The 15099-nt window shown below is 63.6% G+C and carries 13 protein-coding genes and 1 pseudogene; 2 read left to right on the top strand and 12 right to left on the bottom strand.

The window, feature by feature from the left end:
- Positions 1-9: 9 nt before the first annotated feature.
- The 4 genes from ligD to AWB82_RS23790 form a co-directional block, all read right to left on the bottom strand.
- Positions 10-2736, bottom strand: a complete 2727-nt coding sequence (gene ligD / locus AWB82_RS23805; RefSeq protein WP_086971600.1) for a DNA ligase D — start codon at positions 2734-2736, stop codon at positions 10-12.
- Positions 2737-2781: 45 nt separating this feature from the next.
- Positions 2782-3711, bottom strand: coding sequence for a non-homologous end joining protein Ku (gene ku, locus AWB82_RS23800; RefSeq protein WP_086971598.1), 930 nt, complete (start codon positions 3709-3711; stop codon positions 2782-2784).
- Between the two features lie 307 nt (positions 3712-4018).
- Positions 4019-4570 carry a DUF6013 family protein gene (locus AWB82_RS23795; RefSeq protein ID WP_086971596.1) on the bottom strand — a complete coding sequence of 184 codons (552 nt, stop codon included), beginning with the start codon at positions 4568-4570 and terminating at the stop codon, positions 4019-4021.
- A gap of 154 nt (positions 4571-4724) precedes the next feature.
- Positions 4725-5741: a zinc-binding alcohol dehydrogenase family protein gene (locus AWB82_RS23790; RefSeq protein WP_086971594.1), complete on the bottom strand. Its 1017-nt coding sequence runs from the start codon at positions 5739-5741 to the stop codon at positions 4725-4727.
- 110 nt (positions 5742-5851) lie between these two features.
- Between AWB82_RS23790 and AWB82_RS23785 the strand changes: the two genes are divergently transcribed.
- On the top strand, positions 5852-6808 hold the full coding sequence (locus AWB82_RS23785) for a LysR family transcriptional regulator (RefSeq protein WP_086971592.1): 957 nt from the start codon (positions 5852-5854) through the stop codon (positions 6806-6808).
- Positions 6809-6868: 60 nt separating this feature from the next.
- Positions 6869-7708, top strand: coding sequence for a phosphoserine phosphatase SerB (gene serB / locus AWB82_RS23780; protein ID WP_086971590.1), 840 nt, complete (start codon positions 6869-6871; stop codon positions 7706-7708).
- Positions 7709-7747: 39 nt separating this feature from the next.
- Here the strand turns inward: serB and AWB82_RS23775 are convergent, their stop codons facing one another.
- The 8 genes and pseudogenes from AWB82_RS23775 to AWB82_RS23740 form a co-directional block, all read right to left on the bottom strand.
- Positions 7748-8947, bottom strand: coding sequence for a cystathionine beta-lyase (locus AWB82_RS23775; RefSeq protein ID WP_086971588.1), 1200 nt, complete (start codon positions 8945-8947; stop codon positions 7748-7750).
- A gap of 70 nt (positions 8948-9017) precedes the next feature.
- The gene (locus tag AWB82_RS23770; RefSeq protein ID WP_086971587.1) at positions 9018-9662 is read right to left on the bottom strand and encodes a hypothetical protein; all 645 of its coding nucleotides are present in this window, start codon (positions 9660-9662) and stop codon (positions 9018-9020) included.
- An 11-nt stretch (positions 9663-9673) separates the two neighbouring features.
- On the bottom strand, positions 9674-10858 hold the full coding sequence (bktB, locus tag AWB82_RS23765) for a beta-ketothiolase BktB (RefSeq protein ID WP_086971585.1): 1185 nt from the start codon (positions 10856-10858) through the stop codon (positions 9674-9676).
- 42 nt (positions 10859-10900) lie between these two features.
- Entirely contained in the window at positions 10901-11824 is a 924-nt protein-coding gene (locus tag AWB82_RS23760) for a sugar kinase (protein ID WP_086971583.1), read from the bottom strand.
- Between the two features lie 3 nt (positions 11825-11827).
- Positions 11828-13219: a 30S ribosomal protein S12 methylthiotransferase RimO gene (gene rimO / locus AWB82_RS23755; protein ID WP_086971581.1), complete on the bottom strand. Its 1392-nt coding sequence runs from the start codon at positions 13217-13219 to the stop codon at positions 11828-11830.
- Between the two features lie 197 nt (positions 13220-13416).
- Positions 13417-13992: a polyhydroxyalkanoate synthesis repressor PhaR gene (gene phaR, locus AWB82_RS23750; RefSeq protein ID WP_086971579.1), complete on the bottom strand. Its 576-nt coding sequence runs from the start codon at positions 13990-13992 to the stop codon at positions 13417-13419.
- Between the two features lie 154 nt (positions 13993-14146).
- Positions 14147-14887 carry a 3-ketoacyl-ACP reductase gene (locus tag AWB82_RS23745; protein ID WP_086971577.1) on the bottom strand — a complete coding sequence of 247 codons (741 nt, stop codon included), beginning with the start codon at positions 14885-14887 and terminating at the stop codon, positions 14147-14149.
- 74 nt (positions 14888-14961) lie between these two features.
- Positions 14962-15099: pseudogene (locus AWB82_RS23740) on the bottom strand (acetyl-CoA C-acetyltransferase); the annotation flags it as partial.

Genomic DNA, 15099 nt, shown 5'->3' with positions numbered 1-15099 from the left:
AGTGAACGCTCACTTGCGCGATGCGTTAATGCCGAGCCGCTTCTTCATCTCCGCCGTGAGCCGTTGACGGGCCTTGTCATAGCCGGCCCACGGATCGCCCTTCAACGCATCGAGCCGCTCGCGCACGTTGCCGATATGCCATTGATCGCCGCTCGTAACGCTATCGACCTCGTCCCACGCAAGCGGCATCGAAGCGCCGAGCCCGGGCCGCGCTCGCAGCGAGAAAGCCGCGACCGTGCTAGACCCGCGGTTGTTGCGCAGATAGTCGATGAAAATCTTGCCCTTGCGATTCTGCATGCCCATCTTCGCGGAGAAGAGCTTGGGCAGCGTGCTCGCCATGTGCTGCGCGACGGCCTGCGAGAAGTCCTTCATGACGTCCCAGCTCGCTTGCTTCGCGAGCGGCACGACGACATGAAAGCCTTTGCCGCCACTCGTCTTGCAGAACGAGGTGAGCCCGAGTTCGACGAGCAGATCCTTCGTGAGCTTCGCGGCCTCGATCATGCGTTCCCAGCCGACGCCTTCGCCGGGATCGAGATCGAATACCATCCGATCCGGCTTTTCGATGTTCGACGCCACCGCGTTCCACGTGTGCAATTCGATCGTGCCCATCTGCGCCGTGCCGACGAGCGCCTGCGGCGATTCGATCGTGAGCAGCGGCGGATGGCCCGGATCGATATCGGCATGTTGCGTGATGTGCGGAATCGCGAGCTTCGCGCTGTGCTTCTGAAAGAACAACTCGCCGCCGATATCGTCCGGCGCGCGCACGAGCGACACCGGGCGGTCCTTCAGATGCGGCAGCATCCACTCGGCGACCGACGCGTAATACTCGACGACGTCGATCTTGGTCCGGCCCGTCGATTTGTCGATCACACGTTCGGGATGACTGATCTTCACGCCTTCGATTTCGGCCGAACTTGCGCGCGCCTTGGTCGCCGATGTTTTTTTAGCGGCCGTCTTCACTGCCACTTTCTTCGCCGATGCAGGCTCTTCCTTCACGATCTGACGCGCGGGTTTATCGTCACGCAGACTGACGAACGATGCTTGTCGCACGATGCGCTCCTTGGTCCATTCCGCGAAATTGCATTCGGCCACGAGTTCGGGCTTCACCCAATGCACCGGCGTGCGGCTGCGTTCCTGCGGCTCGCTTGCAAAGGGCATGCGCCGTGTCTCGCGCTTGTCGAGTTCCTTCTTCACCGCGGCGAGCGTCGCGTGATCGAAGCCGCTGCCGACGCGTCCGGCGTACTGCAATTTGCCGTGCGTGTCGTAGACGCCGAGCAGCAGCGCGCCGAACTGCCCGCGGCTGCCCGATGGTTCCGAATAGCCGCCGATCACGAACTCCTGGCGGCGTCTGCACTTGAGCTTGATCCACGACGCACTTCGCCCCGACACATACGTGCTGTCGATTCGCTTGCCGATGATGCCTTCTAGCGCCATGTCGCAAGCGCTCTTCAGAAGGTCCTCGGCGTGAAAGGCGAAGTCCTGCGAATAGCGCAGCACCGGATCGTCGAGCGGTTCGATGATTGCCTTCAGGATCGCGCGACGCTGCACGAGCGGCACGTTGCGAAGGTCGTAGCCGTTCAGATACGGCACGTCGAAAAAATACACGACGATGTCCTGCGGACGTCCCACATCGAAAGCGTTCTGCAGCGCCTGAAAATCGGGCAGGCCGCGCTCGTCGAGCACCACGGCTTCGCCGTCGAGCCAGCCGCTTTCGATATCGAGTCCGTCGAGCGCCTTCACCTGCTTCGAGAATTTCGCGGTCCAGTCGTTGCCGTTGCGCGTGTAGATGCGAACCTCGCGCTTGCCTTTGACCGCCTCGATGCGTACGAGCACGCGATAGCCGTCGAATTTTATTTCGTATCCCCAATCATCTCCGGGCGGCGCGGCATCGACGAGCGTCGCGAGCTGCGGCTTGAAGGTCGCGGGCAGTTTCGCCTTGACCGCACCTTCGATCGCCGGTTCGTGCGACAACGTGCGCAACGATTCGGCGTTGCGATTCGCGACGATATCCGGATGCGCGTGACCGCTCGACTCTTTCCCCGCTTTCGGCTCTTTCGGCTCTTTCGCCGTCACCTTGCGCGCCGGGGCTTTTTTCGCGCTCGCCTTGCGTTCGCCGCGCTCGCGTACAGCACCGCTCTCGTCGCGCGCACCGAGCGAGTCGGACATCACACTGCCGGGCTTTTTTAGCAGGATGTCGTACTCGGCTTCGGGGCGCGCTTCGTCGTCGCGTTCCTTGATGAGCAGCCACTGCTCCTTGTCGCCGCTGCCGCGCATGTGGCTCTTCACGAGCGTCCAGCCGCCGTGCAGCTTTTCACCGTCGAGCGTGAACTTGAGCTTGCCCTTTGCGTACTCGCGCGCCGCGTCCTCGACGCTGCCCGATTGCGGCGCCCAGGTCCCGCGATCCCACACGATGACGCTGCCCGCGCCGTAATTGCCCTCGGGAATGTCGCCTTCGAACGAGCCGTAGTCGAGCGGATGATCCTCGACATGCACCGCGAGCCGCTTCACCGATGGATCGAGGCTCGGGCCTTTAGGCACCGCCCATGATTTGAGCGTGCCGTCGAGTTCCAGACGGAAGTCGTAATGCAGGCGGCGGGCGTCGTGTTCCTGGATCACGAAGGACAACGCGTTCTGCGCGGACTTCTTCGCGCGCGCACTGCGCTTCGCGGCTCCGGACGGCTCCGGCGTGTTGTCGAAACGCCGCATCCGTTGATAGGTTTCGAGTTTCTCAGCCATCTTCGTCTAGTCGTGACTCGTGACTCGTGGTCGTGACGCGTGCGCTCATGCGCGTTTGCGGCGCGTCGTCTTGCGCGCGGGACGCGCGGGTTCCTCGCCGCTTGTTTCGCCTGAATCGTCGCCCGAGTCGCCCGAATCGTCGCCGGATTGCGCGGCCTTGCCGCCGCGTTTTGCCGCGCCGCCTTTCTTCAGACTGCGCTTGAGCAGTTCCGACAAGTCGAGAATGTCGGCCGATGATTTCTCCTCGCCGCCCTCGTCGATTTTCATCACCTCGGCGACCTTGCCTTCCTTCACCTTCCGGTCGACGAGCGCCATGATGTCGTCCTTGAAGGTGTCGTGATACTTCGCCGGGTCCCACGTGTCGCTCATGTCGTCGATAAGGCGCTTGGCCATCTCCAGTTCCTTCGGCGCGACGCCGGCCTTCTTCGTGTCTTCGTCCGGAAACTTGAACTGGCCGAAGTCGCGCACTTCGTCGCCCCAGCGCAGCGTGTTGAGCGCAAGCGCGGGACCGACGGGAATGAGCGCTGCCAGATGCTGCTTGTTGTGCAGCACGACGCTCGCGATGCCGACCTTGCCGGTGTCCTTGAGCGCATCGCGAAGGAGCGCGTAGACCTTTTCGCCTTTGCGGTCGGGCGCGAGGTAATAAGGCGTATCGAGCGAGAGAAACGAGATTTCGGGTGCATCGACGAACGCGAGAATGTCGACCGTCTGCGTCGATTCCGGATTGGCCGCGCGAATCTCGGCGTCGGTCATCACGACGTACTTGCCCTTCTCGTATTCGAAGCCGCGCACGATGTTGTCGCGCGTGACTTCCTTGCCCGTGTTCTTGTTGATCTGCTTGTAGCCGATCGGATCCATTGAGCGCTTGTCGAGCAGATTGAAGCCGACCTTCTCCGACTGCGTCGCCGGATAGAGTTGCACGGGCACGTGGACCAGCCCAAAGCTGATCGCGCCCTTCCAGATCATGTGCGGCATCGCGGCACCTTCGCTTTCGGATCGAATCGATGGATACGCTTCGGATAGTGCGTCGAGCGTTTATGCGCGCGGTTTTCAGCGCGGTATCGACGAGAATCGCACGAAGCGTGCCAAGCGGCGCGAGCGTGCGGATGCAAGCCGCGTCGGGCGGATGGCGTTTAATCGCGACGCGTTTCGCGCCCGCCATCTGTAAGCTTTACTGACGGTGAACCGGAGCAAGCAGTCTGCGGATCCCACAATTAAAGACCGTTAGTTGCATAGCCGGCCTTTAAAAAAACGCGCCGGACAAGGCCAGCGCGCCGGACGATTATTTTCGGCTCGCGGTGACGGTCAACTGCGTGCCGTCATCGAGCGTGACGGTTTTCTTGGAGCCAGTGGAAGTCGGCATGGAAAAGCGCACGATCTGGCTGAAGCGATTATCGACGGGACATTGCAGGCTCTTGCCGCCCACAGTCACCTTGCTCGTGCCCTTCGGCGCGTAGGCGCGAAAGCTGATCTGCACGTTCGCCGAGCCGTTGTCCGCGACGACCGGCGCGAAGCGGATCTGCACCTGCCGCACCGCCTGCCCGTCCGCGCTCTTCGGCACCGACGCCGCCTGCGGACAACCGTCCGGCACCGCTTGCGCGCCGCTCGGCGCGGTGCCCTGCCACGTGAAGTCATCGGTCTGGCCCGAGCGGATGGTGCGCGTTTCCTGTTCGTTGCCGAAATTCTTCGACGCCATCTTCACCGTGTACTTGATGGGGCCGTCATTGGGCGCTTCGGAGAGAACCTTGATGCCTGGCGTCGCGTGGGCGGTCGCTGTGAACAGCGCGAGCGCGGCGACGGAAACGATGCGACGAACGATCAAACGACGATTCATGCCGCCACCTCCGTATCGAGCGCTTTGAAGGAAGGCCGGCGCCGCGAAGCGCCAGCATGCTGTAGGGCCGATTCAGTCTAGCGCCCCGCTTGCTGGCTCATCCTAGTGGAATACCCGTGTGCGCCGCAACGTCAATGACGTTCGTCAAACACCATCAGAAGCCGGTCAACACGAGCTTGCCGACGGTGCGCCCTTCTTCCAGCAGGCGATGCGCCTCGCGCAGATTCGCCGCGTCGATCTTGCCGAGATTCTTGCCTAGCGTCGTGCGGATCGTACCTGCGTCGATCAGCCGCGCCACTTCGGAAAGCAGCTTGTGTTGCTCGATCATGTCGGGCGTCTTGAACATCGCGCGCGTGAACATGAACTCCCAGTGAAACGCCGCGCTCTTCGATTTCAGCAATTCGACCGCAACGGGCTTCGCGTTCTCGACGATCGTCGCGATGCCGCCTTGCGGCTTGATGACTTCGGCGGCGGCGGGAAAATGCTTGTCGGTGTCGTTGAAGATCAGCACGTAATCGACTTGCGCAAAGCCGATGTCCTTCATCTGCTTCGGAATGTCCTCGAAGTGATTGACGATGTGATCCGCGCCGAGGTCCTCGGCCCATTTCGCCGATTCGGGCCGCGATGCCGTCGCGATCACCTGAAGCTTCGCGACACGCTTGGCGAGCTGAATGCCGATCGAGCCCACGCCGCCCGCCCCGCCGATGATCAGCACCGACTTGCCCGCGTCCTCGCCTTGCGCCGACACGCCCAGCCGCTCGAACAGCGCTTCCCACGCGGTGATCGTCGTGAGCGGCAGCGCGGCGGCGCAGGTGAAATCGAGCGATTTCGGTTTCGCGCCGACGATGCGCTCGTCGATCAGATGAAACTCGCTGTTCGCGCCCTGACGCGTGATGTCGCCCGCATAGTAGACGGCATCGCCGGCCTTGAAGAGCGTCACGTCCGGCCCCACGGCTTCCACGACGCCCGCCGCGTCCCAGCCGAGCACGCGCGGCGTTTCCTCGATCTTGTCTTTCGGCGCGCGTACTTTTGTGTCGACCGGATTGACGGCGATCGCCTCGATCTTCACGAGCAGATCGCGACCGGTGGGCGTGGGCTTTGTCATCTCGATATCGATAAGCGACTCGGGATCGGAAATCGGAAGGTAGCGCGTCAGACCAATGGCTTTCATTTTCTGCTCCGTCTTGAGTGGATTAGTGCGGACTGGCCTCGATGTTAAAGCGTGCCCGGTCTTTCGAAAACCACCATAATCACTGAAACATTTTTCTGAAAATCCATCGAATGGCGAGCGATCCTTGGTCGGACGGTGCGACGCGCGAGCGGCTCGATCTGCTGGACGTCGGTCTTTTCGTGCGTGCGGCGGCGCTGGCGAATCTGTCCGCGGCGGCGCGGGAGTTCGGGTTGTCGCCGGCGGTCGCGAGCGCGCGTATCGCCGGGCTGGAACGTATGCTCGGCGCGCGACTTTTGCATCGCACGACGCGGCGCGTCTCTGTCACGCAGGAAGGCGAGATTTTCGCGGCGCACGCGCGCGAACTGCTCGACGCCGCCGAAGCCGCGCGCGCATCGGTCGGGCGCGCGCGGGCGCATCCGCACGGGCGGCTACGCGTGACGATGCCCTCCTCGCTCGGCCGGCAGCACATCTCGCCGCTGATACCCGTGTTTTTGCGCCAGTTTCCCGGCGTGACGCTCGATCTGCGAATGACCGATCAGGTCGTCGATCTCGTCGATGAAGGCATCGACCTCGCGATCCGTATCGGCGCGCTGAAGGATTCGACGCTCGTCGCGAAAAAGCTAGCGAGCAACCGGCGCGTGCTGTGCGCTTCGCCCGCGTATCTCGCGGAACACGGCACGCCGCGCCATCCCGCCGATCTCGCGGACCACGAATGCGTGATCCTCGCCGATCAGCGCGACTGGAGTTTCGTCACGCCGGCCGGCGTGATCGACGTGCGCGTGTCCGGGCGAATCGTGACGGATAACGGCGAAGTGATCCGCGATGCGCTCGCGGCGGGCATCGGCATTGGGCTGAAATCGACGTGGAGCGTCGCGCCGCTGCTCGCGAGCGGCGAACTCGTCACCCTGCTCGACGATTACCCGCTCGCGCAAACCGTCGCGATCTGGGCCGTGTATCCGAGCCGCGCGTTCGTGCCGCCGAAGACGCTCGCGTTCATCGAGTTTCTCGCGGCTCAGTTCGGCGAGCCGCCTTACTGGGATGTCGATCCGGCGCGCGTGCAGCGCTGAAGCTTCTTTACAATGTCGGCTTCCGTTCTTACTTTCCGCCCTTACGCGCTTTCGCCTCCGATGAATCTCGTCATTCAAAGCCCCGCCCCGATTTCCGACTCGCATGTGCGGCCGCTCGCGGCGCTCGCGCGCTCGCAAGAAACGCATCGCATCGACGACACGCTGCTGCGTCTCACCGACGCCGATCCGCTGCAACGCCCCGATATCGACGCGTATTGCGGCGCGCATGCGCTCGATTACGCCTACGTCGAGGCGGGCGCGAAGCTCGCCGATTTCGGCCTCGTCGCGATGGACATGGATTCGACGCTCATCACGATCGAATGCATCGACGAAATTGCCGATTTCTGCGGGCTGAAGGCCGAGGTCGCGGCGATCACGGAAGCGTCGATGCGCGGCGAGATCAAGGACTTCAACGAAAGCCTCACGCGCCGTGTCGCGCTGCTGAAGGGTCTCGACGCGAGCGCGCTTGAACGCGTCTATGAAGAGCGCCTGCAGCTTTCTCCGGGCGCGGAACGCATGCTCGAAGGCGCGCGCGCGGCCGGCCTCAAGACGCTGCTCGTGTCGGGCGGCTTCACGTTCTTCACCGAGCGTCTGAAAGCGCGCCTCGGCCTCGATTACACGCGCGCGAACACGCTCGAAATCGTCGATGGCAAGCTGACCGGCAAAGTGGTCGGCGAAATCGTGAATGCGGACGTGAAGGCGCGCACGCTCGTCGAGACATGCGCGCAAATCGGCATCGATCCGAAGCGCGCCATCGCGATGGGCGACGGCTCGAACGATCTGAAGATGATGGCGGAAGCGGGTTTGTCGGTGGCGTTTCGCGCGAAGCCGGTCGTGCGGCAGTCGGCGAGCGTCGCGTTCAATTTCGTCGGGCTCGACGGGTTGTTGCGCCTGTTCTGATCGACGTGAGAACGGCGCCGTTGCGGCGCCGTTTGCCGTTCAGCCGAGCGCCTTGACGAGCGCAGCTTCCAGATCCGCGCGCAAGTCCGCTTCTGCTTCCAGGCCGATGTAAAAGCGCACCAGCACGCCTTCGTGCGGCCATTGCGATGCGGTGCGCATCGAGCGAATGTCGTACGGCATCGCGAGGCTGTGCGCGCCGCCCCAGCTCCAGCCGATCGAGAACAGGTCGAGCGCTTCGACGAATGCATCGACTTGAGCGGCCGTGTAACGGCCATCGAACACGATCGAGAACAGGCCGCCCGCGCCGCCCTTGAAATCGCGCGCATAGAACGCGTGACCCGGACAATCCGCGAACGCCGGATGCAACACCGCCGTCACCTCCGGGCGCGTCTTGAGCCATTGCGCGAGCGCGTACGCGGTGCGGTCGTGCGCTTCGTAACGCGCTTTCATCGACGCAAGGCTGCGCAGCACGAGCGACGCATCGTCTGCCGACACGCCGATTCCCATGCGCATGCGCGCGCGCTTCAGCTTCTTGTGCAACTGCGCGTCGCGCGTGATGGTCGCGCCCATCAGAATGTCGCTGCCGCCCGACTGATATTTCGTCAGCGCCTGCACGGAGATGTCGACGCCATGCTCGAACGGCTTGAACGTGAGGCCTGCGGAGTACGTGTTGTCGATCGCCGTGACGATGCCCTTCGCGCGCGCGACGGCGACGATCGCCGGCACGTCCTGCACTTCCATCGTCACCGAGCCGGGCGCTTCGAGCCAGATCAGCTTCGTGTTCGGACGAATCGAATCGGCGATGCCCGCGCCGGTCATCGGATCGTAGTAAGTCACTTCGAGACCGAAGTCCTCGACCAGCCAGTCGGCGTGATCGCGATTCGGCCCGTACGCGTTGTCGGGCACCAGCACGTGATCGCCTGCCTTCATCAGGCCGAAGTAGACGTTGGAGATCGCCGCGAGTCCGGACGGCTGCAAGAGCGCGTATTCGCCGCCCTCGATCGCGGCAAGACGCTGCGCGAGCGCGATGGTCGTCGGCGTGCCGTGCAGACCGTAGCGCCACTTCGAATCGTCGCTCCAGACGAGCGAGCGCATCGTCGCGAGATCGGGAAACACGACCGTCGATGCGCGCGCCACCGGCACCGAGAACGACTCGAAGCCGGGCGTGATGCGGTCCTCCGGCTGGACGATGCGGGTTTGCAGATCGCGCTCGGGAGCGTTGTTGTTGGAATCGGTCATGACGTCGATGTGAGGCGAAATAAAGAAGAGCGCGCCGCCGGAAACACCGGCGGCGCGTAGGGAAGACCGGCTATTCGCCGATGATGACGTTGTTCGTGCCGCCCACCGCGTTCTTCGGCGGCGCGGGAGGCGCAGGTTCCAGCGACGGCGCGGGCGGCGCCTTGGCCGTGCCCGTCGCGGGCAACTTGACGCCCGCCACCGCCGGACGCAGATCGAAGGGCTGTCCGTTCGAATCGTCCGGGTCCATGCGCTCGCCTGACACGCTGCCGTCCGCCGCGAACTTGCCGACCCAGTTGCCCGTGATGTGCGTGCCGTCGTTCGATTCCTCGATTTCGAGCGTGTCGCCGTCGCGATCGCCCGCGACGAGAATCACGTTCGGGCTGCCGGCAAACTTGTATTCGCCGTGTACGCCGGACGGCTCGTCGGTTTTTGCGCCGATCTTCATCTCGATCTGCCTGTCGCCGAGCGTGCCGATGTAGCGCGGAAAGCGCGCGTACTCCGGATTCGGCGTGAGCGGTTTCGGCGCAGGCAGCGCGAGTTCCTTGATGGCCGCCTTCGCGCCGTGCGCGTCGGCGCCGGCTGGCTCGCGCTGATCGGGTGATAAAACGCCGGTCGAGCCGGCCGGCATCGGCGAATTGCAGCCTGCCAGCGCAACGAGCGCGGCCGACAACATCAAGGCCGCGGCGATCCGCGACCCTTTCATACTTTGCGTCATCCCTCAGTCCTTCAAATACGCTCGAAAATCGCCGCGATACCCTGCCCGCCGCCGATGCACATCGTCACGAGCGCGTAACGCCCGCCGATGCGCTGCAGCTCGTACAGCGCCTTCACGGTGATGACCGCGCCGGTCGCGCCGATCGGATGCCCGAGCGAAATGCCCGAGCCGTTCGGATTGACCTTCGCGGGATCGAGCTTCAACTCCTGCGACACGGCGCACGCCTGAGCGGCGAACGCCTCGTTTGCTTCAATGACATCGAGATCGTCGACGGTGAGGCCCGCGCGCTCCAGCACCTTCTGCGTCGCGGGAACCGGGCCGATGCCCATGATCTTCGGATCGACGCCCGCGTGCGCGTAAGCGACGAGGCGCGCGAGCGGTTTCGCGCCGCGCTTCTCGGCCGCGCCACGCTCCATCAGCACGACGGCCGCCGCTGCATCGTTGATGCCCGACGCGTTGCCCGCCGTCACCGTGCCGTTTTCCTTCGCGAAGACGGGCCTCAGCTTGGCGAAGTCTTCCGCCGTCGCGTTCATGCGCACGTGCTCGTCGCGGTCGAACACGGTGTCGCCTTTCTTCGAGGCGAGCGTGATCGGCAGAATCTGTTCCTTGAAGTAGCCGGCTTCGATCGCCTTCGCCGCACGCCGATGCGATTCGAGCGCGAGCGCGTCCTGCATCTCGCGCGTGATGCCGAATTTGGCCGCGACGTTTTCGGCCGTCACGCCCATGTGGATCTTGTCGAACGGATCGTTCAGCGCGCCGACCATCATGTCGACGATGCGCGTGTCGCCCATGCGCTGACCGAAGCGCGCGGCGGGCATGATATACGCCGCGCGGCTCATGCTTTCCGCGCCGCCGCCGATGGCGACGTCGGTATCGCCGAGCAGAATCGATTGCGACGCGGACACGATCGCCTGCAGGCCCGAGCCGCACAGCCGGTTCACCGTGAGCGCGGGCGCGTGCTGAGTGACGCCGCCGTCGAGCGCGGCGACGCGTGCGAGATACATGTCGCGCGGCTCGGTATGCACAACGTTGCCGAACACGACGTGACCGACTTCGTCGCCCGCGACGCTCGCGCGGGACAGCGCCTCGCGCACGACGCGCGCGCCGAGATCGGTCGGGCCGAAGTCCTTCAGCGAGCCGCCGAAATCGCCGATTGCCGTGCGCACGCCGCTTACCACCACCACTTCACGTTGCATGATGTCGTCTCCGCCGTTTGTGTTCGTTGATGGATTAACGTGTCATTGCGCGAGCGCGCGCTCGACCGTCGCCTTCGTCGGGATCGGCGCCACGGCGCCGAAGCCTTGCGTCGACAAAGCCGCCGCGACATTCGCATAGCGCGCCGCCGCGAAAGGATCGTCGCCTGCCACGATGCGCGCGATGAACGCGCCGCCGAAGCAATCGCCCGCGCCGGTCGCATCGACCGCCTGCACGACGCGGCCCGGAACGACGCGCCGCTCGTCGGGCGTCGCGATATACGCGCCCTCTTTGCCGAGCTTGAGCGCGACGACCTTCGGGCCGAGTTGCAGCAGCGCGTCGACGATGGCGTCTTTGTCTTCGTGGCCGGTGAGCAGCGTAACGTCGTCCCAGCTCGGCAGACAGATGTCGGTCGCGCGGATCGCTTCGAGCATCACCGCGCGGGCGCGCGCGAGCGGCCACAGCTTCAGGCGCAGGTTCGTGTCGAAGCTGACTTTGACGCCGTGCGTGCGCGCATGATCGATCGCGGCGAGCGCGGCATCGCACGCGCTCACGCCGATCGCGAGACTGATGCCCGACAAATGCACGACCTTCGCGGCGGCGATCGCGTCGAGCGGCAGATCGGACGGTGCGTAGCGGCTCGCCGCCGAGCCCGCGCGCAAATAGTCGAAGCGATGCCCGTTCTCGCCGTGCGACACGAAATAGACGCCCGTGGGCGCATCGTGATCGACGCGGACCGTCGATGTATCGACGTTTTCCGCGCGCCAGAGATCGAGCAGCAATTGCCCGAAGTGATCGTTGCCGACCGCGGACACGAAGCCCGTCGACGCGCCCTGGCGCGATGCCGCGATCAGGAAGTTAGAGACGTCGCCGCCGAAGCCTTGCAGATAATTCGGCTGATCGCGCGTCGACTGATTGAACTCGATCATGGCCTCGCCGAGCGCGAGAACCTGCGGCGTTTGTGGCATGGGTTACACCTCGCCCCAAAGATCGTGGCCATCGGCGCCGGTGATCTTCACCGACACGAAGTCGCCGGCCTTGTAGCGCTTCGATGCCTTCGTCGCCGGCGCGATGTACACGACGCCATCGATTTCCGGCGCATCCGCCGCCGTCCGACCGACACCGCCTTCGGCGCTCAGTTCATCGACGAGCACCTTCAGCGTCTTGCCGACCTTCTTCTTCATGCGCTTCGCGGACAGTTCTTCCGCAAGTTCCATGAAGCGCGCGCGGCGTTCCTCGCGTACTTCGTCGGGCAATGCGCCGTCGAGTTCGTTGGCGCTCGCGCCTTCCACCGGCGAATACGCGAAGCAGCCGACGCGATCCAGATCCGCTTCCTTCAGGAAATCCAGGAGCGTCTGGAACTGCTCTTCCGTCTCGCCCGGAAAACCCGCGATGAACGTGCTGCGGATCGTCAGATCGGGACAGATTTCGCGCCATGTCCTGACACGTTCGAGCACCTTTTCCGCGTTGGCCGGGCGCTTCATGCGCTTCAGCACGTCGGGATGCGCGTGCTGGAACGGCACATCGAGATATGGCAGCACGTGGCCGCGCAGCGGTCCTTCGGCCATCATCGGGATGACTTCATCGACGCTCGGATACGGATACACGTAATGCAGGCGCACCCACGCGCCGTACTGCGCGGCGAGTTCGCCGAGCGCGCCGACGAGATCGGTCATGCGCGTCTTGAGCGGCTTGCCGTTCCAGAAGCCCGTGCGGTACTTCACGTCGACGCCGTAAGCGCTCGTGTCCTGCGAGATCACGAGCAGCTCCTTCACGCCGGATTTGAAGAGATTTTCGGCTTCCAGCATGACTTCGGCGACCGGGCGCGAAACGAGATCGCCGCGCATCGACGGAATGATGCAGAACGTGCAGCGATGGTTGCAGCCTTCCGAAATCTTCAGGTACGCATAGTGGCGCGGCGTGAGCTTGATGCCGGCGGGCGGCACGAGATCGGTGAACGGATCGTGCGGCCTCGGCAGATGCGCATGCACCGCGTTCATGACTTCGTTGGTCGCGTGCGGGCCGGTGACGGCGAGCACTTTCGGATGCACTTCCTCGATGAGGCCCGAGCCGCTCGCGCTCTTTTTCGCGCCGAGGCAGCCGGTCACGATGACCTTGCCGTTTTCGGAGAGCGCCTCGCCGATGGCGTCGAGGCTTTCCTGCACGGCTTCGTCGATGAAGCCGCACGTGTTGACGACCACCAGATCCGCGCCGTCATAGGTGCCGGAGATTTCGTAACCTTCGGCGCGAAGCTGGGTCATGATCTGCTCGGAATCGACGAGCGCTTTCGGGCAGCCCAGCGACACCATGCCGATTTTCGGCGCGGGAGTCGTCTTGGCGATTGAATCTAAAGAATTTTTCACGGGGAGACACGGTGTAGTGAGCGCCGGGCGGGCAGCGCCCAAGCGAATCCACCATTTTACCCCGGAGCGTTGGAAGCGCTGCCCGACACGCCCGCGCGCCGGTCATTTCGCGCTGCGGTTCTCTGGCGGCACCAATTAGCACTTCCGCAAGATGCCGCAGGCACCGCTACCGGCGCCCGCCCGTATGCTCGATCCGCCTACTTCTTCTCCGGCGCAGGAGGCGTGGGTGTCGGGAACGGGAATGTATTGAACATCGACTTCGCCTGCGTTTGCATCTGCTCCTGCATCTGCACGAACATGTTTTTCGACTGCTCGATGTAGCTCGTCATCATGCCCTGCATCATCGGCGCCTGCATGTTCATGAACTGCGACCAGACTTCCGGATTGAGCGCGTTGCCGTCGTACATACCCTTGCTCTGATCGGTCAGCTTCTGCTGGATGTCGATGAACGCCTGGATGTTCTTCTCCAGATACGTGCCCATCATGCCCTGCATCGCATGGCCGTAGAAACGGATGATCTGCGAAAGCATCACCGACGAGAACATCGGCAAACCGCCGCTCTCTTCCTCCAGAATGATCTGCAGAAGGATGCTGCGCGTGAGGTCGTCGCTGGACTTCGCGTCGAGCACCTTGAAGTCTTCCTGATCGAGCACGAGCTGCTTCACATCCGACAACGTGATGTAAGTGCTCGTTTCCGTGTCGTACAGCCGACGGTTCGGATACTTCTTGATAAGTCGTTCGGCGGCTTTCTTTGTAGTAGTAGTGGTGGTCATTTAACGCCTTTAAACGCAAAACTTTACTGCGATCGCAGCAAGCATGTCTTGCGTTGTCGCAAAAAAGCGCTGCTGCATGTTCGCCGCATCGTTGATCTATCCGGCGAGTAGCGGCCTCCCGCGCGCCGTGAGCGTCGCGGGAGGCCGCCGCCCGTCAGCCCATATGCAAGCCGCCGTTGAGCGAGAAGTCCGCGCCGGTCGAGAAGCCCGATTCGTCGGACGCGAGCCAGGCGCAGATCGAGCCGATTTCGTCGGGCGTTCCCAGACGCCGCACCGGAATCGTCGCGACGATCTTCTCCAGCACTTCCGGACGGATCGCCTTCACCATGTCCGTGCCGATATAGCCCGGAGACACCGTGTTGACCGTCACGCCCTTGGTCGCCACTTCCTGCGCGAGCGCCATCGTGAAGCCGTGAATGCCGGCCTTGGCGGTCGAGTAGTTGGTCTGGCCGAACTGGCCCTTCTGCCCGTTCACCGACGAAATGTTGATGATCCGGCCAAAGCCGCGCTCGACCATGCCGTCGATGACCTGCTTCGTCACGTTGAAGAGGCTCGTCAGGTTCGTTTCGATGACGGCCGTCCAGTCTTCGTGCGTCATCTTGCGGAACACGACGTCGCGCGTGATACCCGCATTGTTCACGAGGATGTCGACCTCGCCAACTTCGGACTTGACCTTGTCGAACGCGTTCTTGGTCGATTCCCAGTCGCCGACGTTGCCTTCCGAGGCGATGAAGTCGAAGCCGAGCGCTTTCTGGTCTTCCAGCCATTTCACACGGCGTGGCGAATTCGGGCCGCAGCCCGCGACGACCGTGAAGCCATCCTTGAGCAGACGCTGGCAAATGCTCGTGCCGATGCCGCCCATCCCGCCGGTTACATACGCTATACGCTTCGCCATTCCTCACTCCATTTTCGTTATGCGGACGGCGATCTCCTTACCGCCCGCTGTCCCTTCCCAATCCCGCCAGTGACTTACGGACGTTCCACCGCCAGCGCGACACCCATGCCGCCGCCGATGCACAGCGACGCCAGGCCCTTCTTCGCATCGCGCTTTTGCATTTCGTGCAGCAGCGTGACGAGAATCCGGCAGCCCGACGCGCCGATCGGATG

The sequence above is a fragment of the Caballeronia glebae genome (assembly GCF_001545035.1).
In the GTDB taxonomy this organism is placed as follows: Bacteria; Pseudomonadota; Gammaproteobacteria; order Burkholderiales; family Burkholderiaceae; genus Caballeronia; species Caballeronia glebae.
The sequence above is the reverse complement of the archived record's forward strand: the minus strand, read 5'-3'. Positions and strand labels throughout refer to the sequence as shown.

Excerpts from the sequence above, each read along its gene's own strand:
- ligD (WP_086971600.1), bottom strand. The coding sequence starts at position 2,736 with ATGGCTGAGAAACTCGAAACCTATCAACGGATGCGGCGTTTCGACAAC.
- ku (WP_086971598.1), bottom strand. The coding sequence starts at position 3,711 with ATGCCGCACATGATCTGGAAGGGCGCGATCAGCTTTGGGCTGGTCCAC.
- AWB82_RS23795 (WP_086971596.1), bottom strand. The coding sequence starts at position 4,570 with ATGAATCGTCGTTTGATCGTTCGTCGCATCGTTTCCGTCGCCGCGCTC.
- AWB82_RS23790 (WP_086971594.1), bottom strand. The coding sequence starts at position 5,741 with ATGAAAGCCATTGGTCTGACGCGCTACCTTCCGATTTCCGATCCCGAG.
- AWB82_RS23785 (WP_086971592.1), top strand. The coding sequence starts at position 5,852 with ATGGCGAGCGATCCTTGGTCGGACGGTGCGACGCGCGAGCGGCTCGAT.
- serB (WP_086971590.1), top strand. The coding sequence starts at position 6,869 with ATGAATCTCGTCATTCAAAGCCCCGCCCCGATTTCCGACTCGCATGTG.
- AWB82_RS23775 (WP_086971588.1), bottom strand. The coding sequence starts at position 8,947 with ATGACCGATTCCAACAACAACGCTCCCGAGCGCGATCTGCAAACCCGC.
- AWB82_RS23770 (WP_086971587.1), bottom strand. The coding sequence starts at position 9,662 with ATGACGCAAAGTATGAAAGGGTCGCGGATCGCCGCGGCCTTGATGTTG.
- bktB (WP_086971585.1), bottom strand. The coding sequence starts at position 10,858 with ATGCAACGTGAAGTGGTGGTGGTAAGCGGCGTGCGCACGGCAATCGGC.
- AWB82_RS23760 (WP_086971583.1), bottom strand. The coding sequence starts at position 11,824 with ATGCCACAAACGCCGCAGGTTCTCGCGCTCGGCGAGGCCATGATCGAG.
- phaR (WP_086971579.1), bottom strand. The coding sequence starts at position 13,992 with ATGACCACCACTACTACTACAAAGAAAGCCGCCGAACGACTTATCAAG.
- AWB82_RS23745 (WP_086971577.1), bottom strand. The coding sequence starts at position 14,887 with ATGGCGAAGCGTATAGCGTATGTAACCGGCGGGATGGGCGGCATCGGC.